We start from the raw sequence: 26,888 nt of genomic DNA on the forward strand, positions 1-26,888 counted from the left end.
GTGCCCCGGACGCCCGTCAAGGCCGCCGCCGTCGCCGCGCTCGCCATCGGCGCGCTCGCCGGATGCGGCTCGTCCCCGGTGAAGGCGGGGAGCGCCGCCATCGTCGGGAACGACCGGATCACCACCGCGTCGCTCGACCGGGACGTCCGCGACTGGCGGGCCCAGTTCCTCGACAACCAGCCCGCGAACGCGGCGATGGCGCAGAGCGGCGCGTCGTCCGACAGCGTCCGCAAGGCGCTGAACGTCCGCGTGCTGCTGCGGCTGGCCGACCGCACCGCCGACCGGGCCGGGATCGACGTCACCGGCGGGCAGCTCGCGATGATCCGCGCCCAGTTCGCGCAACGGCCCGGCGGGGTCGACGCCGTGACGCTCTCCAACGGGCTGCCGACGCGCTACACCGGCGACATCGTCCGCTACTTCGCCATCACCAACGCGCTCGCGACGCGGCTGCTGCCCGGCGGCACGACCGGGAACCCGCAGCAGGCGCAGGCGGCGTTGCGGGCCGCGCAGAAGCAGATCGCCGACACCGCCGCGTCCACCCGCGTCGAGATCAACCCGCGCTACGGCACGTTCGACCGGGCCACCGCGTCGATCGGACCGGTCACCTCGCAGTTGTCGGGCACCGAGCAGGGGATCGGATGAGCCTGGTCCTGCTGGCCACCAGCCACCGGGTCGCGCCCGGCCTGCTGAGCTGGCGCGCGTGGGACGCGCTGCGCTCGGCGGACCGCGTCCTCGCGCGCCCCGGCCACCCGCTGCTGCCGTACCTCGCGGACGCGGACGTCGCCGCCGAGACCGTCGCCGAACCCGACCCGGCCGCGCTCGTCGCCGCCGCGCGGGCCGGGTCGGCGCTGTGGATCGCCGCGCCGGACGGCGACGAGCCGCTGCTGCGCGCCGTCGGGAACCTCGTGCTCGCCGACCCGGTGGACGTCGAGGTCGTCCACGGGTCCTACGACCTGCCGGGCGCGCGGCTGCTCGACCTCGTCTCGGTCATGGACACGCTGCGCCGCGAGTGCCCGTGGGACCGCGAGCAGACGCACGCGACGCTCGTCCCGTACCTGCTGGAGGAGTCCTACGAGGTCGCGGACGCCGTCGCGGACGGGGACCTCGGCGCGCTCCGCGAAGAACTGGGCGACGTGCTGATGCAGGTCGCGTTCCACTCCGTCGTCGCCGCCGAGCGCGCCGACGACACGCGGTTCACGATCGACGACGTCGCGGGCGGGATCGTGGACAAGCTCGTCCGGCGGCACCCGCACGTGTTCGCCGACGTCGCCGTGTCCGGCGCGGCCGAGGTCAACGCCAACTGGGAGCAGATCAAGAAGGCCGAGCGGGAGGCGCGGCGCGGGGCGGCGGCGTCCGTGCTGGACGGCGTCCCGATGGGGCAGCCCGCCCTGACGCTCGCCGCGCAGCTCCAGCGCCGCGCGGGCCGCGTCGAGCTGCCCGCCGACGAGTTCGCGTTCGCCGGGCCGGAGTTCGGGGCGCGGCTGTTCGCGCTGGTCGGGGAGGCGCGCGCCGCGGGCCGCGACCCGGAGGCGGAGCTGCGCGAGGTCGCGCGGGCGTTCGCCGACCGGGTCCGCGCGCACGAGCGCGGCACCGGCTGACCCGCGCCGGTTGGGGGATCGGCGCGCCGGGTAGGGCGGGAACGAGTAGATCTTTCGCTTTGTGGATCGGGGGACCACCATGCGAGCCATCGCCGTGTCCGAGTACGGCGCGACGCCGTCCGCGGTCGAGCTGCCGCGGCCCGAGCCCGGGCCCGGCGAGATCCTGGTCAAGCTGGTCGCGGCGGGGCTGAACCCGGTGGACTGGAAGATCGTCGACGGGCTGCTCAAGGACACCGTCGAGGCGTCGTTCCCGCTCGTCGTCGGGACGGACGGCGCGGGCGTCGTCGCCGGGACGGGCCCGGACGTCGACCGGTTCGCGGTCGGGGAGCAGATCTTCGGGCAGTTCCGCGACGTCGCGCGCGGCGTCGGCAGCTACGCCGAGTACGCCGTCGTCGCGCAGGACGCGCCGCTCGCGCCGATGCCCGAGGGGATGATCTACTCGCAGGCCGCGGCCGTCCCGACCGCCGCGATGACCGGGTACACGATGGTCCGCGAGGCGCAGGTGGACGCCGGGCGCACGGTCCTGGTCGTCGGCGCGACGGGCGGCGTCGGGCAGATGGCGGTGCAGTTCGCCGCCGACCTCGGCGCGCGCGTCATCGCCACCGCCCACCCCGACATGGCCGACGAGCTGCGGCGGCTCGGCGCGGACGAGACCGTGGACTACGGGCCCGGCGCGGACGTCTCCGAACAGGTCCTCGCCGGGCACTCCGGCGTGGACGCGGTGATCGACGTCGTCGGCGGCCCGCAGGACGTCGAGCACCGCGCCGGCCTGCTGCGGCCCGGCGGCGCGTACGTCAGTTCGATCGGCGCGGTGAACCCCGACAAGATGGCCGCGCAGCAGCTCAGCGGCGTGAACGTCCACGCGGGCGGCTCCGGCGACCTGCTCCGCGTGATCGCCGAGATGATAGACGCCTCCCGGATTCGGGTAGCCGTGCATCGGGAGGTCTCCCTGGAGGAGGCCCCCGCCGCGCTCGCGGCCGGCAGGCTCGGCGGCGCGCGCGGCAAGACCGTGATCCGCATCTGACGGGGAGGCACCGGTGGAGGACATCGAGAAGCGCAAACGCGAGATCCAGGACCGCATCAAGGAGATCGACGAGACCCTGGAGACGCTGCAGGGCGAGCTGGGGACCAACGCCAGCGTCCCCGATCCGGGCGACTTCGCCGACGCCGGGCAGAACCTGCAGTCCCGCGCCGAGCGCGACAGCCAGGTCCAGACGCTGACGGAGGAGCGCGGTCGGCTGGACCGGGCGCTGGAAGGCTTCTGACCCCGGAACAAAGCGCGCGCCCGCCCGGTTGACGTCCGCGTCGAACCGGGAGGGAGCCCCATGAACACCTACGAGGAGTTCGCCCGCGCGACGGAGTTCTTCGACGCTGAGTTTCCAAGTCCCGGCCCACGGCCCTCGCCTGGCGGCTCGGGCCTCACCGGGCCTTGGCGAGCGCGGCATCGCTCCGCGATCTGGCCGGCGAAGCTCGCCTCCGGCATCGCTTCACCGGCCAGTTAACGCACTCGCGCTGTGGCTGAGGCACTTTGAGGCAGACCCTGGGTCATGCTGAGGCGGCGTGCCGTGGACCGGCGCGCACGAGCTGCTGGAGCGGCGGGGCCGGGCCGCCGATGCGGCCGTGTTCCGGCGGCTGGCCCGCGCGCTCGGCGCGGCCCCGGCGGAGCCGGTGGCGATGTCGGTGACGGCGGCCGACCTGGCGTGAGCGTGTTTCCCCGGGCCGTCCCGCGCGGCCCGGGGCCGCCATTCTTTAATCGCCGAATTGCGGCTCGAATTTCTCGGCGCGTCACATGTTCACAAGTCGGTGCCCGTTTCGGGCGTCCGTATTAACGGCGCGTTCAGGCAGGGGTGGCACCGGCGTCCCGCCCGGTGCCGAACGGTCATCTTCCCTAGTAAACAAATGGTGTAACGCGGGGGCGCACCGCCTCTTGGCCGGAAGCGGACAGGGGTGGCGTTGTCAAATGCGTGAGTGGATTAACGTTCACGTTAATCACATCGCAGGCAACGGAGCGGGTGCGCGTGATGGAACTTCGTCTTCTCGGCGAGCGGCTGGACGTCCGGGTGAACGGGACGGCCGCCCGGGTGGACGATCCCCGCGTCCGGCGGCTGCTGTGCGCCCTCGCGCTGTGCGACGGGAGCGCGCTGAGCGGCGCGGAGCTGGGCCGGCTCTTCGGCGCGGACGCGCCCGCCGTCGTCGCGGCCGCGCGCGCCGTGCTGGAACCCGCCGTCCTCTCCGGGGCGGACGGCGGCTGCCGCCTGGACGCGGACGGCGCGTACGTGGACGTCCGCGAGTTCCGCGCGCGGGCCCGGTGGGCGCGGGCGCTCGCGCACCGGCCCGTCGAGGGCTCCCCCGCCGGGCCGGGCGGCGCGGCGGCCGTGGTGTCGGCGTACCGGCGCGCGCTCGCGCTGTGGACGGGCCGTCCGCCCGGCGACGTCCCCGCCCCGGCGGGGGACCTGCTGCTGGCCGAGCTGCGCCGCGTCCGCGAGGAGATCGCCGGGGTGCTGCTGGCCGCCGGACGGCCCTGCGCCGTCATCGACGACGCGCGGCACTGGCTCGACCGCGACCCCGGCCACGAACGGATGCGGACGCTGCTGGAGACCGCCCTGGACCGGGCCGCCGGGTCGGCCCGCTCGCGGCCCGGCGGCGGTCCGGCGCTCGACGCGCGGCGGCCGTCGCCCGCGCGGATCTACGACCACTTCCTGGGCGGCAAGGACAACTACGCCGTGGACCGGGCCGCCGCCGCGGAGATCCGGGCGGCGGTCCCGGCCGCGCCGGGCGCCGCGCTGGCGAACCGGGCGTTCGTCGGGCGCGCCGTCCGGTACGCGGCGGGGGCGGGGGTCCGGCAGTTCCTCGACGTCGGCGCGGGGCTGCCGACGCGCGCGAACGTCCACGAGATCGCGCGCGCCGCGCTGCCCGGCGCGCGCGTCGTGTACGTCGACCGCGACCCCGTCGTGCTGAGCCACGGCCGGGCGCTGCTGGAGGACAGCGCGCACGTCGCCGTCGTCGAGGGCGACCTGCGCGACCCGGCCGGGCTGCTGCGGACGCCCCGGCTGCGCGAGCTGATCGACGTGCGGGAGCCCGTCGGGGTGCTGCTGTGCGCGGTGCTGCACTTCCTGCCCGACGAGGACGACCCGTACGGGCTCGTCGAGAAGCTGACGGCGGAGTTCCCCTCGGGCAGCCACCTCATCGTCACGCACGGCGCGGACGACGCCGACGGCGCCGCCGCCGCGCTGGCCGTCTACCGGCGGGCCGGGGTTCCGCTGCGGCCGCGCGCGTGCGCCGAGGTGGCCCGGTTCTTCGCCGGGTTCGACGTGCTGGACCCCGGCGTCGTGCGCGCCGCCGCGTGGCGGCCCGACCCGGGCGACCCCGCCGACGCGCCGGGGCTGCTGTGGGGCGCGGTCGGCCGCCGTCCGTGATTCCGGACACGCGAGATCCCTGAACCCGGCGCTCTGTGCTGTCATCACATCCCGTGGAATTTCGTGATCTTACTTTCGGAGATGTGGTCGGCTGATGGGCGAGTGGCGAGTCGAGGGGTTCACCGAGGTGCGCGAGCTGGGGCGCGGCGCGCAGGGGCGCGTCGTCCTCGCCCGGCACGACGACGCCGGGACGCCCGTCGCGATCAAGTACCTGACCGGTGCGTCCGCCGACCTCGACCGGCTGCGGGACGAGGCCGTGCTGCTCGGCCGCGTCGAGGACCCGCACGTCGCGCGGCTGTACCGGTTCGTCACCGGGCCGGACGGGGCGGCGATCGTCATGGAGGCGGTGGACGGCGTGCCGCTGCGGCGCGTCCTCGCCGAGCACGGGGCACTCGGGCCGGAGGCCGCGCTGGTCGTGCTGAAGGGGTCGCTGCTCGGGCTCGCGGCGGCGCACGCGGTCGGCGTCGTCCACCGGGACTACAAACCCGCGAACGTCGTCGTGCGCGGGGACGGGCTGAGCAAGCTCATCGACTTCGGGATCGCCGCGCCCGCCGGGGCGGACGGCGCGTCCGGGACGCCCGCGTACATGCCGCCCGAGCAGTGGGCGGGACGGCCCGCCGGGCCCGCCGCCGACGTTTACGCCGCGACGTGCGTGTTCTTCGAGTGCGTGACGGGGCGCAAGCCGTTCGCCGCGCCCGGGGCGGACGGGCTGCGCGCGGCGCACCTGACCGCGCCCATTCCCGTCGCGGACGCGCCGCCGGAGCTGGGGGAACTGCTGCTGGCGGGGATGGCCAAGGACCCGGCGCACCGGCCCGCGGGCGCGCTCGCGCTGCTCGCCGAGCTGGAACGCGTCGCGGGCGCGGGGTACGGGGCGGACTGGGAGGACCGGGGCGTGCGGCTGCTCGCGTCGGCGGCGGCCGCGCTCGCGGCGCTGTTCCCGCTCGCCGTGGCGGGGCTCGGCACCGCGCTCGGCGCGGGCGCGGGCGGCGCGGCGGGCGGTGGTGTCGCGGGGGCTGCGGGCGGTGCGGCGGGTGGGGGCGGTGCGGGGCTTCTCGCGGGGACCGGGGCGAAGGTCGCCGTCGCCGTCGTCGCGGCGGTCGCCGTCGCGGGGGGCGGCGCGGCCGCGTACACGGCGCGCGGGTCGGGCGGGCACGACGCGCCGCCCGCGAAGGGCGCGTCCCCGGCCGTCGCGCTCGCGGCGATGACGACGACCGAGCAGCACCTGGCCGTCAACGCCAAGTACGCGCGGGTGACCGGCCTCGCGGACGCGGGCGCGCAGGAGAAGGTCAACGCGGCGCTGCGCGCGCCGCTGGACTTCCACATCTCCTGGATGCGCCAGGCGAACAAGAGCATGCTCGTGCAGCCGGAGACGCGCGCGGAGTGCGGGACGGCGGCCGTCGACACGAGCGTCAAGCTGGGCCTGAGCGGGCCGCGCCTGGTGTCGGCGCTCTACACGTTCGACGGCCGGACGTGCGCGCCGTCCGACGGGACGCTGCCCGGCTGGGCCGTCAACGCGGACCTGAAGACCGGCCGCCCGCTGACGACGGCCGACATCCTCAAACCGTCCGCGCTGACGGACGCGGGGATCGCGGACCTGTTCCGCCGCCTGACGAGCACCGAGGAGGGCGTGTTCGGCCCGGACGGCTGCGCGGCGACGCGGCTGAAGCGCGCGGACTTCCTGCCCGGCCCGGCGAGCGGCGACGACCCGGCCGGGATTCCGGCGGCCGCGACGGTGTTCCTCGACCGCGACCACTTCGCCGTCAACTGGTCGGTGGAGGGCAGCGCGTGCATCCACGACGTGCTGACGGCCCCGTACGCGAAGGTCCGCGACCTGCTCAACCCGGACATCGCGGCCGCCCTGCCCGCCTGACGCCTCAGGCGACCAGCCACCACACCAGCGCCACGACCACCAGCAGCACGACGACCGCGAAGGCCGTACATCCGAGGACCAGATCCGACGTCGTGTACTCGGGCTCACCGGGCGCCCGCCCACGACCGGACGCGGCGCCGGGCGCCTCACCCTCCGACGACTCGCCACCCGACCGCCCCGCCCCGCCGCCACCCATCCCGGCCCGGCGGGCCGGGGCGTCGCCGCCGTCCGGCCCGGTCCGGCGGGTCGGGAAGTCGTCACCGCCCGGCCCGGTCCGCCGCGGCGGGGCGCTGTCGCGGCCCTGGGCCGACCGGCGGGTCGGGGCATCGGCGCGGCCTTGCGCGGTTCGGCGGGTCGGGGGGTCGCCGCCCGGCTCGGCGCGTTGGGTCGAGGGGTCGGTGCTGCCCGGCCCAGGCCGGTGCGGCGGGGCGTCGTCGCGGCGGTGGGTCGATCGGCGGGTCGGGGCGTCGGTGCCGCCTTGCGCGGTCCGGCGGGTGGGGGAATCGTCGCCGTCCGGCCCGGTCCGGTGGGTCGGCGGGTTGGTGCTGCCCGGCGCGGTCCGGTGCGGCGGGGCGTTGCCGTGGTCCTGGGTCGATCGGCGGGTCGGGGCGTCGGTGCTTTGCGTGGTTCGGCCCGGCGGGGTGTCAGTGCCGCCTCGCGCGGGCCGGTGCGGCGGGGCGGCGGGATTGTCCTGCGCGGATCGGCGGGGCGGGGCGGTGCGGGGGCGGGTCAGGGAGCGGGCGGCGTCGCGCAGCGGCGGGTGGTCGCGGGCGGCGGGGGACGCCAGGACGCCGTCGCGTTCGGCCGGGGTGAGCGCGGGGCGGCCGAACGCGGCCCGCAGCAGCCGCCGCAGCGCGGCCTCCTGCGCGGCCTGGTCGTCGGGGAAGCGCGCGGCGACCGCCGCCGCGAGGTAGCCGTGCGCCGGCAGCGCCGCCGACAGGCCGGGGTCGCCCGCGCGGGCCTCGACGGCGGCCAGCAGCCGGTCGGTGTCGGCCGCGTCGACGGGGTTGTGCGCGATCCAGCCCACGAGGTCGGCGGTGCGGACGCGGGCGAGCAGGCCGCCCCGCGCGTCCGCCGCGCCCGGCAGGTCCCCGAGCAGCAGCGCGAGCGCGGGATCGGGGACGGCGAGGCCGACCAGGACCATGAGCAGCTCGGGGTCCGGGTCGACGGCCCGGTCCACGACGTGCAGGACGTCCGCGCCGAGCAGCGCCGGGCCGTACGACAGGCGCAGCGCCGCGTCGTACAGCATCGTCCGCTGCAGCGCGGGCACGCTCGCCTGCACCCGCAGCAGGCCGCGGCTCTCCACGATCGCGCGGTGCCGCTCCCGCGCGGCCCGCCCGTGCCGCTCGTCCGCGAGCCGCCGCAACTCCGGCAGGACGGGCCCCAGCTCGTGCATCCGATGCCGGTCGAGCGCGTCCGCGCACGCGGCGAGCACTCCGGTGGCATCCCCCGCCTCGCCCGACTGCCCGCGCCCGCTCCCGCCCGCCCGCGCGCCCGCCGCCGCGCCCGCGGAGCCGCCCGACCGCCCGCCCGCCGGGTCGCCCGCCGGGCCGAGCGCGGGATCGCCTGTCGGGTCGCCTGTCTGGTAGCCCGCCGCGCCGGGCGCGGGCTCGTCCGCCCTCCGACCCGCCGCGCCGCGCGCCCGGCCGCGCCCGGCACCGCGAGCCCGGCCGCCTTCCGGGTCGCCCGCAGGCTCGTCCGCCCGGTCTCGCGCCGCGCCCGCCCGAGTACCCAGCGAGTCACCCGCCGCGCCGCCCGCCGACGCGCGCTCCGAACCGCCCACCGCGTCGCCCGCTCGACCGCGTCCACGGCCGCGAGTCCGCCCACCTTCCGGGTCGTCTGCGGGCTCGTCCGCCGGACGACCTGCCGCGTCGCGCGCTCGGTCGTATTCGGCGCTGCGCGTCCGGTCGCCTTCCGGGTCATCTGTGGGCTCGTCCGCCTGGCGACCCGCCGCGCCGCCCGCCCGGCCGCGCCCGGCACCGCGAGTCCACTCGCTTTCCGGGTCGTCTGCGGGCTCGTCCGCCCGGCGACCTGCCGCGTCGCGGGCCCGGCCGCGCCCGGCGCTGTGCGTCCGGTCGCCTTCTGGGCGGTCCGTGGGATCGTCGGCCCGGCCGCGTCCACCGCCCCGAATTCGCCTGCCTTCTGGGCCGTCTGCGGGATCGTCGGCCCGGCGGCCCGCCGCGTCGCGGGCCCGGCCGCGCCCGGCGTCGCGCGTCCGGTCGCTTCCCGGGGTGTCCGCATCGTCGGTCCGGTCGCGCGCTCGGTCGTGTCCGGCGTCGCGCGTGCGGGCGCTTGCCGGGCCGTTCGTCGCGCCGCGCGCGGGGTCGTTCGGACGGCCGCGTGCGGGGCGGTCTTCCGGGTCGTCGGCCGCGTTGGTCGGTGGGTTCTCCGGACGGCGTGCGGGGTCGAGCCGGGGGACGCCCGCCCGGTCGGTCGGGTCGTCGGTCGGATCGTTCGGTGGGGTGCTCGCCCGGTCGTCCGTGTGGTCGCGCGCGGGGGTGTCTGGGGGGCGGTGCGTTCGTTCGGGCCAGGGGTTGCGCGTGCGGTCGCCGGTCTGGTCGTTCGGGGGGTCTTGCTCGGGGTCGTCTGCTTGGCGGGGCGAGGGGAGGCGGAGACCGCGGGTCGTGTTGCTCGCCGTTCCGGGTGGGGTGGCGCCGCCTCGGGCCGCGTCTTCAGTGGGGCGGGGCGGTGTTTCGGGGCGGTGGCCGGGGAACGCGCGGGTCAGGCGGGTCAGGGCGTCGGGGGCGGCGTCCAGGAAGGGGAGCGGGTCGGCGCTGGTCGCGAGGGTGCGGATGACGCGGGGGAGGTTCGGGGCGCGGCGCAGGATCTCCAGGTACGCGTCGACCGCGTCGTCCAGGAAGGGGTCGGGCGGCGGGCCGGTCAGGGCGAGGGTGTGCGCGCCGGGGCGGCCGCCGCGGCTGAAGAACAGCCGGATGCGGTGGTCCGCGGTGGCGCTGGTCCACGTCGAGGCCGACAGCGCGGTGCGCATCCCGTAGGGGAGGAGCGCGACGACCGCGTCGAGGAACCGCAGCCGGGCGTCGAGCGGCAGGCCCGCGTCGGGGACGAGGCAGACGGGCCGGCCGGTGAGCAGCAGCGCGGCGGCCGTCATCGCCGGGGCGGTGATGTCGGCGGCGATCTCGGCGGCCGACAGTTCCGGCACGGACACCCGCAGCAGCGCGCCCCCGGCCGGGACGGAAACGGGCGGACCCGCGCTCAGCCCCGTCCGGCGGCCGGGCGCGGGACGAGGCGAGGGCTCGCGGCGGGACGCGGCGTCGAACCCGGCGTTCAGCGCGTCATGGAGCGCGGCGTACGAGACGGGCCGCGCCGCGAGCGCCGCGTACGGGACGCAGAACAGCCGAGTCCCCGGCTGCGGCCGCCCGTACCGGTCCTCCGCCGCCCACTCCTGCCGCGCGACGGTCAGGTACGCGCCGTCGCCCGACCCGGCGCGGGCGAGCGTGACCTGCGGCAGCGTCTCCAGCGTCCCGGGGTCGTAGCGCCCGGCGATCTCGGCGAAGTCGGCCGCGCCGAGCCGTCCGGCGCTGCACGCCAGGACCTCCTGCCGCTGGGTGGCGGGCGAGTGGCCGAACAGCGCCCACTCCGCGGCGACCGGGACCGCCGCGTCCTCGGGCGTCGGGCCGCCCAACGGGTCCTTCACGAACCGGCCCCCTCACGGGTCGCCACGGGTACTGAGAGCTTGCGGGTCCTGCGACGGCGGGCGCGGTCACCCGGTGACGAGCGCGAGCGCGAGGCCGAGGACCGCCCCGGTCGCCGCCGCCGCGCCGAGGACGAGCACGAGCATCCGGAACGCGGTGCTCTCGTACAGCCGTCCCGGATGTAAAGCGGGGTCCCCGGCGGCGGCCGGCGGCGCGTTCTGCCGGTCCCCGCTCTCCTCCCGGCGGCCGGACCGCCGCAGCCGGGGCAGCCGCAGCCCGCCCTGCTTGTCGCCGGTCGGCGGGTCGGGCGGCGGGGGCGGCGGCCAGGCGCCCATCTGCTGCGTGGGGGCGGGCGCGGGCGGGCGCGGCGGGGGCAGCTTCTTGTCGACGTCCTTGCCGAGCCCGGCACCGCGCAGCAGCCCGAGCAGGTACTCCTCGACGAGGACGTCCCACGCGTCCGGCTCCCCGCACAGCGCGAGCGCCGCGCCGAGCAGCGCGGGCGTCGCCAGGTCCCGCCGCGAGCCGACGACCTCGCGGAACTCGGCGCGGCCGAGCGGCCCCGACCCGTACGCGGCCCGCAGCAGCGCTGTCAGCCGCTTGCGCTGCTCGTCCGGCCGGTCCGGTTTGAGCCGCGCGACGACGGGCGCGAGGTAGCCGTGCGCCTGGAGCGCCTGGACGAGTTCGCCGTTGGGCTCGGACCCGCCGCGCCGGGCGAGCGCGTCGCACGCCGTCTCGGCCGTCACCGGGTCGGCGGTGCGCACGGCGACCTCGGTCAGGACGGCCTCCCCGAGCCCGCCGAGGACGCTGTTCAGCATCTTGTTCCCGAGCTTCCACCCCACGGTGAGCTGCACTTCGGCGGACGCGATGCCGCGCAGGTCGTACAGCGCGTACAGCAGCGGCTGGTGCAGCCCGCCCGCGGCCCGCTCGATCTGCGCGAGTTCGGCCGTGTCGACGTGCCGGAACGCGAGCTGGACCAGCAGCACGTACAGCGCCTGCGCGTCCTGCGCGCGGACGCCCCGCCGGGGCGTGAGCATCCGCCGCCGGTCGATGACCTCCCAGTGCGCGGCCGCGTCGGCGGCGGCCCGCGTCCCGCCGGCCGCGTACGACAGGCGGCGGACGGCGTCCTCCAGGTCGTCGGCGCGCCCGTCGAGCGCGTCCGCGCAGCGCGCCAGCAGGTCCGCGACGCTCTCCCCGCCGCCCGGCAGCGGCGGCGGGAGCTGCAGCGGCTCGCGGGCGCGGTTGAGCAGCAGCAGGACCTCGCGCCGGTCGGCGGGCCCGAACCCGAGCTGCCGCTTCTCCCCGGCCATCAGCTCCAGCAGTTCGAGCCGGGAGCGCCCGGCGACGAGGTCGATGTACCGCAGCGCCGCGTCCGCCTCGCGGGGGATGTCGGGCGGCTCGTTCCACACGACGGTGTGCGCGTTCTCGCGCTCGTGCCGCGCGAACGCGAGCCGGATCTGGTGCTCGGCGGTGCTGCTCGTCCACGTCGCGGCGGAGAACTTCGTGCGCATCCCGTACGGGAGGATCGCGGTGACGGCGTCGACGAACCGCAGCCGGTCCAGCAGCGGCACCGAGTCCGCGCCGACGACCTGCACGGGCCCGCCGGTGAGCAGCAGCGCCGCCGTCCGCACGACGACCCGGTCCATCCGGTCCGCGAGCGGCTGCGGGTCCGGCGGCGGCAGCTCGATCGCGGCGGGCCCGGCCGCCGGGAGCCGCAGCGCGTCGCACGCCCGGTACAGCGCCTCGTACGACACCGCGCGCTCCGCGAGCAGCGCGTAGGGGACGCAGTACAGCCGCGTCACCACGACGTCGCGGCCGACCGCGTCGTGCTCCTCGGACTCCTCCTCGATCGACAGCGTCAGGTGCGCGTTGTCGCCGGACGCGGCGCGCGCGACCGTCACCTGCGGCAGCCGCTCGGGCGTCCCCGGCGAGAACCGCTGGTTCATCGCGGAGAAGTCGTCGCGCTTGAAGACGTCCCCGCCGCACTTCAGCACCTCGTAGGCGCGGCCGCCGGGCCGCTTGCCGATCAGCGCCCACTGGACGGGCGCCGCCGCGCGGCTCACCGGCCCGTCCCGGCGGCGCGGGCGGCCGGGGCGGCGCGGTGCGCGGCGGCCAGGCTGCGGCCGAGCCACAGCAGCGGCTCGACGACGTTGATCGGGTGGATCGTGCCGCGCACCCGGACCGCCTTGGACGACTCGGCCTCCGGCAGCAGGTTCTGGTAGTCGTCGCGGTCGAACCGGCCGACGCGCGGGTCCACGTAGAAGCCCACCGCCGACGTCACGAAGAACCGGACCCGCTCCGGCCGGAAGTACTGGATGAGCGTGTTGTGGACGAGTTCGGCGTTGCCCGTCGCCGACACCCCGCACAGCGCGCGGAACAGGTCGCGCGCGTCTTCCTCCTCGACCTTGGGGAAGCCCAGCGGGTCGTCGGGGTCGACGGTGACGAGCCGGAGCTTCTCGGCGGTCTCCATGACGCGGATCTCGTCGAACTTGGTGATGCACACCGCGACGTGGTGCGGCAGCATGCCGTCCGCGAACTCCGGCGACTCCAGCATGCGGTTGGCGAGCTGCGACAGGACGCCGTGCAGGTAGTCGAACGCGTCCCCGTCCTCGAACTCGCGGACCGGGTCGAACAGGAACACGATCCCGCGGCTGTTCACCAGGTTGTCCACCAGCTCGCCGTGGACGCCCGCGTACCCGGAGTGCTCCTGGTCGAACAGCTCGCCGGACGGGTCGAGCAGGTCCAGCCCGATCCGGACGTCCTGCGGCGGCCGGCGGCGCAGCGCGAACCGCTTCGCCCGCTCCGCCGCCCCGACCAGGTACCACCGGTACCGCTCGATGCCGCGCGTCGCCGCCGGGAAGTGGCCCTGCGTCGCCAGCGACCCGGTCAGCCGGATCAGCGCGTCCGTGGACGGGCCGTTCGCGCCGACGACCTTCCAGCCGTCCTGCCGCCGGTTCAGCGCGATGTGCAGCGCCGCGAGGAACGTGGTCTTGCCGCTGCCCGGCGGCCCCCACATCGCGATGTTGTGCTCGGGCCGCGCCGGGGGCAGGCCGCGTTCCGGTTCCATGTGCGGGTCTCCTTCGATGGGCCGGGACCGCCTCAGGGCGTCCCGATGGGGAACGGAAGGCGCTGCGCGGCGGCGGGCGCCAGGCCCAGCGACGCGGCCAGCCGCCGCGCGTCCACGGCCGCGAGCGGGGCGGGGGCGTCGCGGCCGAGCTGCCGCCAGACGTCGTCGGCCTCCTCGGGCCGGTCGTGGATCGCGCCGAACGCGATCCCGGGGTAGGTCCGCAGCGTCCCGAGCGCGCGCGCCCAGTCGTTGCGGGCGGGGCACGGCAGGATCTCCGACGGGTGGACGCGCGGCGGGAACGGCGGCCGCGCGCCGAGCGCGAGCACCGCCGTGCGGACGTCCCGGCCGGGCGGCCCGAGCCGCCGCGCGACCTCGGTGAGCGCGCACTCCAGCGCGGCCGCGCGCGGGTAGCCGCGCGGCGGCGGGTCGCTGTGCGCGGCGGCGTCCAGCGCCTCCAGCGCCCGCGCCGCGCCGCCCTCCCAGATCCGGACGGCGACGGGCTCGTCGGGCGCGCGCCGCTCGAACGCGTGCGGGCCGTAGGTGAGGACGGACACCCGCAGCCGGTCGCGCAGGTCGTCGGCGGCGCTGGCGACGACCTGCTCGGCGCGGGCGAGGCGGTCGGCGTCGCGCTCGTCGCCGTCGCCCTGCTCGACGGCGACGACGAGGTGCGCGGCGGTGACGCGCGGCGGCATCCGGTCGGGGACGGACGCGACGAGCGCCTCCCACTCCCGCTCGTCGGGGACGACGGCAGCGTCGGCGTCGGGCAGCCGGAACCGGACCCGGCCGGGCCCGCGCAGCTCGGCGTCCAGGGTGTACCGGCCGGGCGCGAGCCGCACCGCGTCCTTCTTGACGAGGGAGTACCGCCGCTCCTTGCCGGACGCGACGACGGCGAGGACGGTGCCGTGCTCGTCGGCGACCTCCACGTCCACCGCGAGCGGGTTGGAGTCGCCGCGCCGCGCGCCGACCGGGAAGAGCTGCCGCGTGCCGAGGCCGAGCCGCCCCTCGGGGGTGGGGTTGAGCGTCACCAGGTCGTACCAGCGGGTCAGCGGCGTGTGGGCGATGACGTCGCGGAGCAGTTCGCCGAGCCGCACGTCGCTGCTGACGGCGACGGCGTGCGGGTGGGCGGCGCGCAGCGCGTCGAGGGCGGCGGCGCCGCGCGCGCCCTCGGGGAAGGTGTTGACGAGCAGCAGCCCGGTGGGCCGGGGCGTCCGGACGGCGCGCAGCAGCGCGTCATCGGTGGCCAGTTCGTCCCACGGGATGACGGGCCGGGACCGGCCGCGCGGGGTGTCGGCGGCGTCGCGGTGCAGGTCCCAGCGGACGAGCCCCTCGGCGGCGAGGTCGGCGACGAGCAGCGGACGCTCCCCGCTCAGGTCCGCGATGGCGGCGGCCGCGGCCTTGCGGACCTCGTCGGGTTCGATCAACGACGGTCGTCCTCCCTTGACGCGGGTGATTTCCGAACGCGCGAAAGCCTGACCGTCCGCACGGTCCACCAGTTACCGAATTATCCTCCGGGGGTCTGTGGCGGATGACACACAATGGCCGGACATGGCCATCCCTATCGTCCCGGTCAGCGCGGCCCCTCGGCGGTGCTCGGGGCGCGTCTAGGGTGGAACCGGCCGCGCGGCCCCTGTTTCCTGGAGGGGAATGGATGAAGGGCTTCCTGATCAACCTTTCCGGGGCCAGACCGGAGATCCTCGACAAGTGCCCGACCGAGCGCGGGAAATTCGAGGGCATCGGCGGCGCCGTGCTCATCACCAGCTCGCTCGCGGCCCTGTCGATGTGGTTCGCGCTGACGACGGCGGTCGGGCTGAACGCCGTGGTCTCGGTGGTGCCCGCGGCGGCGTGGGGTCTGGCGATCATGAGCCTGGACCGCTGGCTGGTGACGTCGATCCCCGCGGACGGGGCGCGGCGGTGGCGGCTCGCGGTCCCGCGCATTCTCCTGGCGCTGCTGCTGGGGTTCGTCGTCTCGACGCCGCTGGTGCTCCAGATCTTCAAGTCCGAGATCGACGCGCAGATCACCGAGATCAAGCAGCACCGCGCGGACGACTTCCAGGCCCGCCAGCGGGACGGGGAGATCGGCAAGCAGGTCGTGTCGCTGCGCGGGCAGGTCGCCGCGCGGCAGAAGGTGGTCGACAGCAACGGGGACGTCCCGGTCGATCCGGCGACCGATCCGAAGGTCAAGGCCCTCACCGCCGAACGGGACAAACAGCAGCAGGAAACCACGAAGCTCTATAAAGAATGGCAGTGCCAGCTCTACGGCGGCGCGAACTGCCCGCGCAAGGGCGACGGCCCGCTCGCGCAGGCCAGTAAGAAGGCGTACGACGAGGCGCAGGGCCGCGTCAACGATCTCAACGCGCAGATCGACGCGCGCAAGAAGCAGCTCTCGTCCGACGACGAGCAGTCCAAGCGGGCGCGCGTCGACCAGGCCAAGCAGGACCTGCCGAAACTCCAGGAGCAACTGGACGCGGCCGTCCGGCGGCAGGCCGACCTGCAGCGCGCGTTCGACGCCGAGAACAAGGCGGACGGCGGCCTGCTCATCCGCCTTCAGGCGCTCGACCAGGCGTCCGGCAAGGACCTCACGCTGAACGGCGCGCGGCTGCTGCTGTTCCTGCTGTTCCTCGTCATCGAGTGCCTGCCGGTGTCGGTGAAGCTGATGCAGAAGCCGGGGAACTACGAGCGCGTCCTCGCGCTGGCGGCGCGGCGCGAGTACCAGGACGCGCGGGACAGCCTCAGCCCCGTCCCGACCGCGCACGGCGGGCACGCCGCGTCGTCGGTGCGCGACATCTGGACGCGCGACCGCGACGCGCCCGATCCCGCCGCGCCCGCCGCCGACGCCGAGAAGGCCGCGGCCGAGCCCGAGCGGCCGACGCGCGTCCAGGAGCCGTGGGACGAGACCGACCCGGCCGGGCCGCGCGGTTTCGACGTGCCGCGGCCCGCGCCGCCCGCCCGGCCCGCGGAGCGGATGAACGGCACCGCGACGCGGTACGACAGCGCGCCGCCCGCCGAGGAGCCGATCTCGCCCGACGACACGGCGCTGCGCGCGATGGACGCGGGCCGCGCCGACCGCGACGACGACCTGTCCGGCGACTCGGGCGGCATCGAGCTGTACCCCGACAACGACCCGTACTGAGCCGCCCGTGGTGGAACGCGTGGGACGCGATCGGCTGCTCAACGGCCGGTACCGGCTGCTGGACCGGCTCGGCACCGGCGGGATGGGCAGCGTGTGGTCGGCCGAGGACACCGTCCTCGGCCGGACCGTCGCGCTCAAGGAGCTGACGCACCACCTGTCGGGGCCGGACCTCGCCGAGCGGCGCGCGCGGGCGCTCCGCGAGGCGCGCGCGCTCGCCCAGGCGGAGGACCCGGCGATCGTCCAGATCTACGACGTGTTCGTCGAGCGGGACGATCCGTGGCTGGTGATGCGTTACCTTTCCGGGCCTTCGCTGGCCGATCTCGTCGCGCAGGAGCCGCAGGACGAGTACAGCGTCGCCCGCATCGGGCTGCGCGTGCTGCGCGCGCTGACCGCCGCGCACGGGGCCGGGGTGCTGCACCGCGACGTCAAGCCCGCGAACATCCTGCTCGACGGGGCCGGGCTCGCGTACCTGGTCGACTTCGGCATCGCGCACATCAGCGGCGCGACGGCGCTGACGGCCGCGAACACCGTCCTCGGCACGTTGGAGTACATGGCGCCCGAACGCATCCGGGGCGAGGCGGTCGGGCCGCCGTCCGACCTGTGGTCGCTCGGGGTCACGCTGTTCTACGCGCTGGAGGGGCGGTCGCCGTTCCGGCCGGGCGGGGAGGACGCCGCCGCGACGATCTGGGCGATCATGAGCGGGCCGGTGCCGCGCCCGGCCCGGCCGGGGCCGCTCGCGGACGCCGTCGCGGGGCTGCTGGAACGCGACCCGGACGCGCGGCTGCGCGCACCGGAACTGGACGCGGCACTCCGCGCGGCCCTCACGGCACGCCCCCGCACCCTCCCCGACCACGGACGGCCGGACCGGCGCGGGCCCGGATACCGGCCGCCTGACCCTTACGCGCCTGATCCCTACGCGCCCGACCCGTACGCGCAGGACGCCTACGCGCCGGACCGGCGCGCGCCCGACCGCGCCTCCGACCGCCCGGCCGACCGCCGCGCGCCCGCGGACCGGACGCCGGACCGCCGCGCGCCGGACCGTGCGTCTGATCGTGCTTCGGGCCACCCGTCCGACCGCGCCTCCGACCGCCCGGCCGATCGCGCCCCCGGCCCGGCGTCCGACCGTCCCTCGGCGCGCGACCGTCGTTCGTCCGACGACCGCGCGGCCGGGCGCGCGCCGCGCCGGGGGCTGTCGGCGCGCGATCCGGGCGGGCGCGACGAACCCACGCGCGCCGCGCCGGCGCCCCGCGTCCCCGGCCCGTCGCCCGACGCGGGCCGGATCGCGCGGGCCGTGCGGGGCCTGCCGCCCGCCGACGCCGCCGCCGAGCTGCGCCGCCGCCCGCCCGCCGTCGTCCGGGACGTCCTCGCGGGGCTCGGCCCGGCCGCCGGTCCCGTCCTGCTCGCGCTGCCCGGCGAGACCGCCGCGCAGGTCCTGGCCGTGTCGGGCCCCCGGACGGCGGCCGTCCTCCTGGACGCGATGGCACCCTGGCCGGACCGCGCCGCCCACGTCGTCCGGATGCTGTCCACGACGCACACCGCCCGCGCGTTCGGCTACCTGAGCGAGGCCGGGGCGGGCGCGCTCGCCGCCGCGATGCCGCCCCGCGACGCCGCCCGCGTCCTCGGCGGGACGGACCTGCGCGCGGCGGCGGCCGTCCTCGGCGCGCTCCCGGTCCCCGCCGCCGCGCGGATCGTGGACGCGATGGCGGTGCGGCAGGCGTGCGCGGTGCTCGGCTACGTCCCGTCCGACACGGTCGCGGCGATCGTGCGGGCGTCGGCGGGCGGGCGCGGCGACCGGCTGCTGGCCGGGCTGAGCGGCCCCGTCCGCACCCAGGTGCTGCGCCACCTCTGACGCGGGGTACGTACCCGGACGAGGACGACACCGAGGGGGCGCGCATGCGGGCGTGGGAGGTCGTGGAGCCGGGGCCGATCGAGGACGGGCCGCTGCGGCTCGTCGAGCGGCCGGCGCCCGAGCCGGGGCCGGGCGAGCTGCTGGTGCGCGTGCGGGCGTGCGGCGTGTGCCGCACGGACCTGCACGTCGCGGAGGGCGACCTGCCCGTTCGCAAACCGCGCGTGACGCCGGGCCACGAGGTCGTGGGCGAGGTCGCGGGGCTCGGCCCGGGCGCGGCCGGGTTCGCGGAAGGCGACCGCGTGGGCGTCGCGTGGCTCCGGCACACCGACGGGACCTGCCGGTACTGCCGCCGGGGCGCGGAGAACCTGTGCCCGGCGTCGCGGTACACCGGCTGGGACGCGGACGGCGGGTACGCCGAGTACACGACCGTCCCGGCGGCGTTCGCCTACCGGCTGCCCGCGGAGATCGGCGACGTCGCGCTCGCGCCGCTGCTGTGCGCGGGCATCATCGGGCACCACGCGCTGCGCCGCGCGTCACTGCCGCCGGGCGGGCGGCTCGGCCTGTACGGCTTCGGCGGCAGCGCCCACCTGTGCGCGCAGGTCGCGCTGGCCGAGGGCGCGACGGTCCACGTCCTCACGCGCGGCGACGCGGCGCGGGAACTCGCCCTCTCGCTCGGCGCCGCGTCGGCCCGCGACGCCTACGACGCCCCGCCGGAGCCGCTGGACGCGGCGATCCTCTTCGCGCCCGCCGGCGAACTCGTCCCGGTCGCCCTCCAGGCCCTCGACCGCGGCGGCGTCCTGGCCGTCGCGGGTATCCACCTGAGCGACGTCCCGCCGCTGAACTACGAACGCGACCTCTTCTACGAGCGCGAACTGCGCACGGTCACGTCGAACACCCGCGAGGACGGCCGCGAGTTCCTGGCCCTCGCCGCCCGCCACGACGTCCGCGCCACGACCCGCACGTACCCCCTCGAATCCGCCCAAGAAGCCCTTCAGGACCTCAAGGCGGGCCGCTTCCCCGGCGCCGCCGTCCTCACCACGGACTGACGACGGCCGCGTCCTGCGGGGTCAGGGGTCCTCGGTGACGCCGTTGAGCTTGTCGGGGTTGAGGACCGTGTAGACGCCCGCGACCGTCGAGCCGTCCTCGCTCAGGTCCAGCACCATGACCGCGAACGGCGCGTCGTGGTCGAACAGCACCGCCGAGGGGTCGCCGTTGACGGTGCGGTACCGGACGTCCACGTCCTCGGCGACGCGCCGCGCGGCGACGCCCGCGATGACCCGCGCGACGTTCCCGCGCCCCCGCACCGGCCGCAGCGCCGACCGCGCCTTGCCGCCGCCGTCCGACCACAGCACGACGTCCGGCGCGAGCAGTTCCAGCAGCGCCGCCAGGTCCCCGCCGAGCGCCGCCGCGATGAACCGCTCGGTCACCCGCCGCTGGAGCCGCCGGTCCGTCGAGTACCGGGGCCGCCGCGCCCGGACGTGCTCGCGCGCCCGGTGCGCGAGCTGCCGCACCGCCGACGGGGACCGCTCCAGGATCTCCGCGATCTCCGCGTGCGCGTAGCCGAACACCTCGTTGAGGACGAACACAGCCCGCTCCAGCGGCGTCAGCGTCTCCAGCACCACCAGCAGCGCCATCGACACCGCCTCGACGCGCTCGGCGGTGTCGTCCCCGGTGACGACCGGCTCCGGCAGCCACGGCCCGACATAGGTCTCCCGCCGCCGGTGGACGCTCGACTGCCGCGCCAGCGCCGTGTTCACCGCGACCCGCACCAGGTACGCGCGCGGGTTCCCGATCTCCGCCGCGCCGGGCGCGGAGCACCGCGCCGCCCACGCCAGCCACGCGTCCTGCAGCACGTCCTCGGTGTCGGCGACGCTGCCGAGCAGGTTGTAGACGACCGAGAACAGCAGCTCGCGGTGCGCGGCGAACGCCTCGACGGCGGTGTCGTCGACGGTCATGGGCGCCTCCCTGGGGTCGTGCCTCGCTGACAAGAGGGGCGGCGCGCCCCGGAATGTGACATCGGAAGCCGCGAATGTGACGTGTCCCTCAACGTGTCACGTTCCCGGCCGCGCGTCCCCTCTCCATTGGCGTCACGGGTCCACCGGCCCGTGCTCCGCGAACCGATGAGGACAACCCGCATGATCGACACCTCGATGATGTACGCCGTCCACGACGCCTTCCAGCGGGACGCCGACCGCCTCGCCGCCCTGGCCCGGCGCGAGCCGCGCTCGGCCCGCGCGGTCTGGCCGCGCCTCACCCGCTTCCTGCACATCCACCACACCGCCGAGGACACGCATCTGTGGCCGATCCTGCGCGACCGTGTCGCGGGCGGCCCCGGCGCAACCGTCCTGGACCGGATGGAGGCCGAGCACGCCGGGCTCACCGTCCTGCTCGGCGCGGCGGCCGGCGCGCTCGCCGCCGCCGAACCCCCGCCCGACCTGGCCGAGCACGCCGACCGGCTCGCCGCCGCCCTCACCGACCACTGCGACCACGAGGAGGAGCAGGCGCTCCCGCTCGTCCAGGAGCATCTGACGCCCGGCGAGTGGCGCGCGTTCGGCGATGAGCAGCGGCGGCGGCTCGGCGCGGGCATCGCGACGTTCCTGCCGTGGGTCCTCGACGGCGCGGACGCCCCGACGCGCCGGGCCGTCCTCGGCACGCTCCCGCCGCCCGCCCGCGTCCTGTACCGCGCGGTGCTGCGGCCGTCCTACGCCGCCCGGGAGGCCGTCCGATGAACCCGTCGTTCCTCGCCACCGGACGCGGGAAGCTCACCCTCGCCCTGCTGTGCGTCATCGCGTTCCTCGACTTCATCGACGCCTCGATCGTCAACGTCGCGCTGCCCGCCATGCGCGCCGACCTGCACTTCTCCGTCCAGAGCCTGCAATGGGTGCCGAGCGGCTACCTGCTCGCCTACGGCGGGTTCATGCTGCTCGGCGGGCGGCTGGCCGACCTGCTCGGCCGCCGCCGCGTCCTGGTCGCCGGGACGGTCCTGTTCGCCGCGTCGTCGCTGGCCGGGGGCCTCGCCGGCAGCGCGGGCGTCCTCGTCGGCGCGCGGCTCGCGCAGGGCGTCGGCGCGGCGCTGATGCTGCCCGCCGCGCTGTCCATCCTCACCACCGCGTTCCGCGAGGGCTCCGACCGGGACCGCGCGCTCGGCGTGTGGGGCGGCGTCGCCGGGCTCGCGTCCGCCGCCGGGGTGCTGCTCGGCGGGCTGCTCACCGACGGGCCCGGCTGGCGGTGGGTGATGCTGGTGAATCCGCCGGTCAGCGTCCTGGCGCTGGTCGGCGTGTTCGCGCTCGTCGAGCGGGACGGCCCGGCGCGGCGGCCGCAGGGCTTCGACGCGCTCGGCTCCGCGCTCGTGACGGGCGGGATGCTGCTGCTCGTCTACACGCTGGTCAAGGCCCCGGACGTCGGCTGGTCCGCGACCCGCACCATTGCCGGGCTCGGCGGCTCGCTGGCGCTGCTCGCCCTGTTCGCCGTGAACGAGTCGCTGGTCCGCGCGCCGCTGCTGCCGCTGTCGCTGTTCCGGATCAGGGGGCTCGCGGCGGCGGACGTCACCCAGCTCGTCACGCTCGCCGGATTCGGGTCGATGTTCTTCTTCCTCAGCCTCTACATGGAGAACGTCCTCGGCTACACGCCCATGCAGACCGGGTCGGCGTACCTGCCGCTGTGCGTGGGCGGCGGGATCTCCGCCGGGATCTCCTCGCGGCTCATCTCCCGCGTCGGGACGCGGCCGCTGATCATCGGCGGGCTCGTCGTCGCGGCGGCCGGGCTGTTCTGGCTCTCCCGGATTCCGGCGGACGGGACGTACGTCCGCGACCTGCTCCCCGGCACCGTCGTCGCGTCGCTCGGGCTCGGCGCGGTGTTCGTCGCCGTGACGTCCGCCGCGAACGCGGGCGTGCCCGCCGAGCGGGCCGGGCTCGCGGCGGCGCTGCTCAACGCGTCCCAGCAGCTCGGCGGCGCGCTCGGGCTGGCGATCTTCTCGGCGCTCGCGACGGCTCGCACCGGCGACCTGTTCGCCCGGCACGCGCCCGCGCCCGAGGCGCTGACCGGCGGATTCCAGCGCGCCCTGCTGGCCTGCTGCCTGGCGCTCGTCGCGGCGGCCGTCGTCGCCCTGTGGACGAGCAACACCCGCAGCTCCGCCGAGGCCCCCGCCCCCGAGGCGGCCCCGGAACCCGTCGCCTGACCGCCCGCGCGGGCGGCCCCGCGCCGGGGCCGCCCGCGCGCATCATTGAAGCCCGCCCCCGGCGGGAAGGGCCTCTGACATGCGCATCAACGATCTGAGCCCGCAGCAGCAGAAGCTCTACACCGCCGTCGTCGAACTGGAGGCCGAGGGCCGCCCCGGCTTCGTCCAGGACGTCGCCGCGCGCGCCGGAATGGACGCCGACGCGGCCCGCCCGATCCTGCGCACCCTCCTGGACGGCGCGGAACTCGTCCACGAGGTCCCCTCCGACCCCGACATGGGCCCCGAATACCGAACCCAACAACGCGGCTGACCACGCCCGCGCAGGTCAGGTGCCGAGCAGTGTCGCTATCGCCTCGGCCGACGCGGGGTGCGTCGTCAGGAGGGGGAGCGCCGTGGACGCGGGCGGGGTCGTCGCCACGCCCAGGAGCGCCGCCACCGCGTCCGCCGTCGCGGGATGCTCCGACAACAGGCCCGCCGCAGGTCCCGAGACGGCGACCGGCGCGGCCGCCGGGCGGCGTTCCCAGGGCGGCGTCCACGCGTCCAGCGCCGGAAGGCCCGCCGGGAACGTCCGGCCCGCCTCGCGCACCAGCACCGGCACCAGGTCCGCCGCCTGGTCCCGCAGCGTCGTGATCAGCACGGGCAGCCACGGCAGCAGCACGTCGTCGGGCAGCCGCCCGAACGCCTTGGAGATCACCTCCACCACGACCGGCGCGAGCGCGGGCGCGGCCTCCAGCGCCTGCACGAACCCGCTCAGGTACTGCGGGAACACCGGCACGGTCAGCGGGTTGTCCAGCAGCGCGTCGCACCGCGCCCGCAGCTCGTCCCGCGACAGCAGCCCCACCTGGTACCGCGCGACCCACTGCAGCGCGACCTTGGCGGGCGCCTCGGGATGCGACTGCCGGACGGCCAGTTCGAGCTGCGCCCGGTCGCAGCCGAGCGACAGCGCCAGCCCCTCCATCCCGAACAGGAACCCGAGCATCGCCGCGACCTGCCGGACCCCGGTGTCCTCGTCGGCGAACGCGGTCGGCAGCAGCGTGCAGTACTGCGCGTACCCGGTCGTGACGAACCGCTCGCACCACGGCGGCAGCGCGGGCTCGGTCGCGCGGAAGTGCGCGAGCAGCCGCCGGGCGCGGCGCAGGACGTCCGGCGCGTCGTCCACGGTGCGCTCGGCGGCGAGCAGGTCCGTCCCGCGCGCGCCCAGCTCGTCGGCGAACCGGCGGCCCTTGAGGTACAGCAGCGCGTCCTCGACGGCCGCCAGCGCCGTCGCGGCCGTCGCCCCGGGCGCGTGGACGGACCGCCGCAGCCGCCCCTCCAGCACCTGCTCGACCGTCACGCCCTCGTACCCCAGCTCCACGAGCGCCCGCTGGTTGCGGCCGATCGCCAGGTCCCAGCTCTCCTGCACCGGCTCCTCGCCGAGCCGCCGCGCGCCCATGATCGGCCGCACCGCGTCGCCCGGCAGCAGCCGCCGCAGCATCCACAGCAGGTCCGAGCACGGCCGCAGATCAGGGTCGGCGTTGAGGTCGAGCAGGGCGCGCTGGATCGTCCGGGCCTTCAGATCGAGGCCGAGCGGTTCCAGCCGGTCCAGGACGTCCCGGGCCAGCGGCGGCAGCGCGGCGTATCCGACCTGCCCGATCCGGTCGCCGCCGAGCAGGATCTCGCAGAGCCGCCGCACGTCGCGGCGGCCCGGCACGACGTCCTTCTCGATGCAGGTGACGGCCGCGTCCTGGAAGTCGTACGGCGTCGGCCGCGCCCGGTCCCGCATCCCGGCGAGCAGGATCGACGTCTCGAACACCGCGATGGCGTCGGCGGTGCTCGCCGGGTACCCGTTGCGGCGGGCCAGCCGGACGATGTCGACGCTCCAGCCGAGCAGTTCCGCCTCGTCCAGCCCGTCCAGCGCGGGAGGCCGCTCCAGGAACGCGGTCAGCCGGTCCGCGACGGGCGCGGCCGGCGCGGGTTTCGCGCGCGCGGTGTCCGGCGACCCGTCCAGCCGGAACGGCTTGACGCGCGCCCGCCGCAGCGCCTTCTGCCACGTCGCGGCGGCGATCGACACCGAGCCCGGCGCGAGCCCGAACTGCGCCTCGATCGCCGAGTGGCTCGACGGGATCAGCCCGTACAGCCACCGCGTCCCCGTGCGCGGCGACACCTCGAACGCGGCCGTCGAACCGCTCCCGAACTGCTCGACGCGGCTCGCCGCGTGGTACGCCCCGCACACGTACAGGCAGTCGCCCGGGTCGGTGCCGGACGCGGCCAGGTGCTCGCGCATCCGCGTCCACATGTACCGCTCGCGGTCCTCGTTGCGGCGGCCGTCGTCGCCGTCCGGCCGCAGCCGCCGGAACAGGCTGCCGATCATGACCATGACCTGCCGGTACGTCGTGTAGTCCGCGCCCGACAGCGGCTGCTCGACGTACTGGTCCCACCACTCGGACCAGTGCCGCACCCGCCCGTGCCGCAGCAGGTGCTCCTCCAGTTCGGCGAACCCGGGCCGCAGGTCGCCGATCTCGACGCCGACCGCGTCGCCGTGCAGCCCGGCCTCGTCCGCCGACGATTCGGCGGGCTCGCGCGGCGTCCACTGGAACACGTGGTCCGCCGACCGGTCCACCGGGACCAGCTCCACGCCCGGCGTCTCCAGCGCGTACGCGATGGCCTGGTACTCCGCCGAAGCCTCGGTGATCGGCGCGACGACGCTCAGCGGCCCCCAGTCCGCCGGATGCCCGTCCAGCTCGGACGCGAAAGCCTGCAACGCCACCGGCAGCTTGCAGTGCCGCAGTTCCTCCAGCAGCGGCGCGAGGTCCTCGCACAGCTCCAGGTAGACGACCTTCGGCCGCTTCTCCCGCAGCCGCCGCGCCATCGCCAGCGCGGACGCGGGGGAGTGGTGGCAGACCGGGAAGACCTCCAGTTCCTCCGCGAGCGCCCGGTCGACGTCGTCCACCATGCCCGCGAGGATCTCCGGCACCGCCCCGCCCGCGACGGCCCCGGCGGCGTCGAGCAGCCGTTCCCGGAGCGCGGCGAACGGGCTCACGACAGCGTCCCGAGCGCGTCCCGGCCGCCCTCCAGGAACTCCTGCCACGGCGCGTCGTCCTTCCCGCGCGGCTCCACGACGCCGTGCCAGAACTTGTTCATGATCGCCAGGTCCTCGGGCGCGCGCCGCACCAGCGACCCGACCAGCGACCCGCCGAGCGTCCGCGCCGTCAGCGCGCCGTCGCCGAAGAACCGGCTGTGCAGGATCGCGTCCTCCAGCACGCCGATCTGCTCGGCCGTGGACAGCGCCGACTCCAGCTTGTCGTCGTCGCCCGTCGCGGCGGCGGACGCGGCCCGCAGGTCGGCGAAGCTCTCCAGCAGGATGTCCAGCAGGCTCGGCGGCAGCTCCACCTCGATGCGGTGCCGCCGCAGCAGCTCCGCCGTCCGGAACCGGACGATCTCCGCCTCGCTCTTCTTGCTCGTCACCACCGGGATGCGCACGAAGTTGAACCGCCGCTTCAGCGCCGACGACAGGTCGTTGACGCCCCGGTCGCGGCTGTTGGCCGTCGCGATGATCGAGAAGCCCGGCTTGGCGAAGACGATGTTGTCGTCGTCCAGTTCGGGGATGGACACGTACTTCTCTGACAGGATCGAGATCAGCGCGTCCTGGACGTCGCTGGTGGAGCGCGTCAGCTCCTCGAACCGGCCGATCACGCCGCGCTCCATCGCCGTCATGATCGGGGACGGGATCATCGACTCCCGCGACTGCCCTTTGGCGATCACCATCGAGACGTTCCACGAGTACTTGACGTGGTCCTCGGTGGTCCCGGCCGTCCCCTGGACGACCAGCGTCGAGTTCCCCGAGATCGCCGCCGACAGCAGCTCGGCCAGCCAGCTCTTCCCGGTGCCGGGGTCGCCGATGAGCAGCAGGCCCCGGTCGGACGCGAGCGTGACGATGCTCCGCTCCACGAAACTGCGGTCGCCGAACCACTTCTGCGGGATCTCCCGGTCCAGCCCGTCGGCCCGCTCGGACCCGAGCACGAAGATCCGCACCATGCGCGGGCTGAGCCGCCACGAGAACGGGCGGGGCGCGTCGTCGACCGACTCCAGGTACGCCAGTTCCTCGGCGTACTTGACCTCGGCGGGGGCGCGCAGCATCTCGTCGGTCATCGC

At 76.2% G+C, this 26,888-nt stretch carries 20 protein-coding genes; 13 read left to right on the plus strand and 7 right to left on the minus strand.

The features are described 5' to 3' along the window. The 7 genes from G339_RS0101385 (at position 1) to G339_RS38400 (ending at position 6,884) form a co-directional block, all read left to right on the plus strand. Positions 1-642, plus strand: coding sequence for a hypothetical protein (locus G339_RS0101385; protein ID WP_019629286.1), 642 nt, complete (start codon positions 1-3; stop codon positions 640-642). Continuing rightward, complete coding sequence (locus tag G339_RS0101390) at positions 639-1,598, plus strand: nucleoside triphosphate pyrophosphohydrolase (RefSeq protein WP_019629287.1); 960 nt, start codon at positions 639-641, stop codon at positions 1,596-1,598. Before G339_RS0101385 ends, G339_RS0101390 begins: the two co-directional genes overlap by 4 nt. A 79-nt stretch (positions 1,599-1,677) precedes the next feature. Continuing rightward, positions 1,678-2,622 (plus strand): NADP-dependent oxidoreductase, encoded by a 945-nt coding sequence (locus G339_RS0101395; protein ID WP_019629288.1) that lies wholly within the window; start codon positions 1,678-1,680, stop codon positions 2,620-2,622. A 13-nt stretch (positions 2,623-2,635) separates the two neighbouring features. Next, positions 2,636-2,863, plus strand: a complete 228-nt coding sequence (locus G339_RS0101400; RefSeq protein WP_019629289.1) for a hypothetical protein — start codon at positions 2,636-2,638, stop codon at positions 2,861-2,863. Between the two features lie 295 nt (positions 2,864-3,158). Continuing rightward, the gene (locus tag G339_RS38390; protein WP_019629290.1) at positions 3,159-3,302 is read left to right on the plus strand and encodes a hypothetical protein; all 144 of its coding nucleotides are present in this window, start codon (positions 3,159-3,161) and stop codon (positions 3,300-3,302) included. A gap of 317 nt (positions 3,303-3,619) precedes the next feature. Further along, positions 3,620-5,014: an SAM-dependent methyltransferase gene (locus G339_RS38395; protein WP_157407233.1), complete on the plus strand. Its 1,395-nt coding sequence runs from the start codon at positions 3,620-3,622 to the stop codon at positions 5,012-5,014. A gap of 94 nt (positions 5,015-5,108) precedes the next feature. Then, positions 5,109-6,884: a protein kinase domain-containing protein gene (locus G339_RS38400; protein ID WP_051107750.1), complete on the plus strand. Its 1,776-nt coding sequence runs from the start codon at positions 5,109-5,111 to the stop codon at positions 6,882-6,884. A 4-nt stretch (positions 6,885-6,888) separates the two neighbouring features. Here the strand turns inward: G339_RS38400 and G339_RS0101420 are convergent, their stop codons facing one another. From G339_RS0101420 to G339_RS0101435, 4 genes are all read right to left on the minus strand, one after another. Beyond that, positions 6,889-10,539, minus strand: a complete 3,651-nt coding sequence (locus G339_RS0101420; protein WP_157407234.1) for a hypothetical protein — start codon at positions 10,537-10,539, stop codon at positions 6,889-6,891. Positions 10,540-10,605: 66 nt separating this feature from the next. After that, positions 10,606-12,597 (minus strand): hypothetical protein, encoded by a 1,992-nt coding sequence (locus tag G339_RS0101425; protein ID WP_157407235.1) that lies wholly within the window; start codon positions 12,595-12,597, stop codon positions 10,606-10,608. After that, positions 12,594-13,601: an ATP-binding protein gene (locus G339_RS0101430; RefSeq protein ID WP_019629293.1), complete on the minus strand. Its 1,008-nt coding sequence runs from the start codon at positions 13,599-13,601 to the stop codon at positions 12,594-12,596. The genes G339_RS0101425 and G339_RS0101430 overlap by 4 nt, the downstream gene beginning before the upstream one ends. A gap of 32 nt (positions 13,602-13,633) precedes the next feature. Beyond that, the gene (locus G339_RS0101435; RefSeq protein ID WP_019629294.1) at positions 13,634-15,022 is read right to left on the minus strand and encodes a hypothetical protein; all 1,389 of its coding nucleotides are present in this window, start codon (positions 15,020-15,022) and stop codon (positions 13,634-13,636) included. Positions 15,023-15,249: 227 nt separating this feature from the next. Between G339_RS0101435 and G339_RS0101445 the strand changes: the two genes are divergently transcribed. From G339_RS0101445 to G339_RS0101455, 3 genes are read left to right on the plus strand one after another with little or no spacing between them, the layout of a single operon-like run. Beyond that, the gene (locus G339_RS0101445; RefSeq protein WP_019629295.1) at positions 15,250-16,731 is read left to right on the plus strand and encodes a DUF4407 domain-containing protein; all 1,482 of its coding nucleotides are present in this window, start codon (positions 15,250-15,252) and stop codon (positions 16,729-16,731) included. Between the two features lie 19 nt (positions 16,732-16,750). Continuing rightward, the gene (locus G339_RS36295; protein WP_157407236.1) at positions 16,751-18,580 is read left to right on the plus strand and encodes a serine/threonine-protein kinase; all 1,830 of its coding nucleotides are present in this window, start codon (positions 16,751-16,753) and stop codon (positions 18,578-18,580) included. 44 nt (positions 18,581-18,624) lie between these two features. Further along, complete coding sequence (locus tag G339_RS0101455; protein ID WP_019629296.1) at positions 18,625-19,626, plus strand: zinc-binding alcohol dehydrogenase family protein; 1,002 nt, start codon at positions 18,625-18,627, stop codon at positions 19,624-19,626. A gap of 21 nt (positions 19,627-19,647) precedes the next feature. On the opposite strand, the gene sigJ is transcribed toward G339_RS0101455, so the two are convergent. Then, entirely contained in the window at positions 19,648-20,535 is an 888-nt protein-coding gene (sigJ, locus tag G339_RS0101460; protein WP_019629297.1) for an RNA polymerase sigma factor SigJ, read from the minus strand. A 180-nt stretch (positions 20,536-20,715) separates the two neighbouring features. Between sigJ and G339_RS0101465 the strand changes: the two genes are divergently transcribed. The 3 genes from G339_RS0101465 (at position 20,716) to G339_RS0101475 (ending at position 23,067) form a co-directional block, all read left to right on the plus strand. Then, positions 20,716-21,309 (plus strand): hemerythrin domain-containing protein, encoded by a 594-nt coding sequence (locus tag G339_RS0101465; protein ID WP_019629298.1) that lies wholly within the window; start codon positions 20,716-20,718, stop codon positions 21,307-21,309. After that, entirely contained in the window at positions 21,306-22,757 is a 1,452-nt protein-coding gene (locus G339_RS0101470; protein ID WP_019629299.1) for an MFS transporter, read from the plus strand. Before G339_RS0101465 ends, G339_RS0101470 begins: the two co-directional genes overlap by 4 nt. A 79-nt stretch (positions 22,758-22,836) precedes the next feature. Further along, positions 22,837-23,067: a hypothetical protein gene (locus G339_RS0101475; RefSeq protein ID WP_019629300.1), complete on the plus strand. Its 231-nt coding sequence runs from the start codon at positions 22,837-22,839 to the stop codon at positions 23,065-23,067. A 15-nt stretch (positions 23,068-23,082) separates the two neighbouring features. Here the strand turns inward: G339_RS0101475 and G339_RS0101480 are convergent, their stop codons facing one another. Then, positions 23,083-25,776 (minus strand): DUF5682 family protein, encoded by a 2,694-nt coding sequence (locus G339_RS0101480; RefSeq protein ID WP_019629301.1) that lies wholly within the window; start codon positions 25,774-25,776, stop codon positions 23,083-23,085. Beyond that, positions 25,773-26,885, minus strand: a complete 1,113-nt coding sequence (locus G339_RS0101485) for an ATP-binding protein (RefSeq protein ID WP_019629302.1) — start codon at positions 26,883-26,885, stop codon at positions 25,773-25,775. The genes G339_RS0101480 and G339_RS0101485 overlap by 4 nt, the downstream gene beginning before the upstream one ends. Positions 26,886-26,888: the final 3 nt, after the last annotated feature.

The sequence above is a fragment of the Actinomadura atramentaria DSM 43919 genome (assembly GCF_000381885.1).
Classification (GTDB): Bacteria; Actinomycetota; Actinomycetes; order Streptosporangiales; family Streptosporangiaceae; genus Spirillospora; species Spirillospora atramentaria.

What these genes read in the sequence shown, in the direction of transcription:
- G339_RS0101390 (WP_019629287.1), top strand. Translation starts at nt 639, where the DNA reads ATGAGCCTGGTCCTGCTGGCCACCAGCCACCGGGTCGCGCCCGGCCTG.
- G339_RS0101395 (WP_019629288.1), top strand. Translation starts at nt 1,678, where the DNA reads ATGCGAGCCATCGCCGTGTCCGAGTACGGCGCGACGCCGTCCGCGGTC.
- G339_RS38395 (WP_157407233.1), top strand. Translation starts at nt 3,620, where the DNA reads ATGGAACTTCGTCTTCTCGGCGAGCGGCTGGACGTCCGGGTGAACGGG.
- G339_RS38400 (WP_051107750.1), top strand. Translation starts at nt 5,109, where the DNA reads ATGGGCGAGTGGCGAGTCGAGGGGTTCACCGAGGTGCGCGAGCTGGGG.
- G339_RS0101430 (WP_019629293.1), bottom strand. Translation starts at nt 13,601, where the DNA reads ATGGAACCGGAACGCGGCCTGCCCCCGGCGCGGCCCGAGCACAACATC.
- G339_RS0101445 (WP_019629295.1), top strand. Translation starts at nt 15,250, where the DNA reads ATGAAGGGCTTCCTGATCAACCTTTCCGGGGCCAGACCGGAGATCCTC.
- G339_RS0101455 (WP_019629296.1), top strand. Translation starts at nt 18,625, where the DNA reads ATGCGGGCGTGGGAGGTCGTGGAGCCGGGGCCGATCGAGGACGGGCCG.
- sigJ (WP_019629297.1), bottom strand. Translation starts at nt 20,535, where the DNA reads ATGACCGTCGACGACACCGCCGTCGAGGCGTTCGCCGCGCACCGCGAG.
- G339_RS0101465 (WP_019629298.1), top strand. Translation starts at nt 20,716, where the DNA reads ATGATCGACACCTCGATGATGTACGCCGTCCACGACGCCTTCCAGCGG.
- G339_RS0101470 (WP_019629299.1), top strand. Translation starts at nt 21,306, where the DNA reads ATGAACCCGTCGTTCCTCGCCACCGGACGCGGGAAGCTCACCCTCGCC.
- G339_RS0101475 (WP_019629300.1), top strand. Translation starts at nt 22,837, where the DNA reads ATGCGCATCAACGATCTGAGCCCGCAGCAGCAGAAGCTCTACACCGCC.
- G339_RS0101485 (WP_019629302.1), bottom strand. Translation starts at nt 26,885, where the DNA reads ATGACCGACGAGATGCTGCGCGCCCCCGCCGAGGTCAAGTACGCCGAG.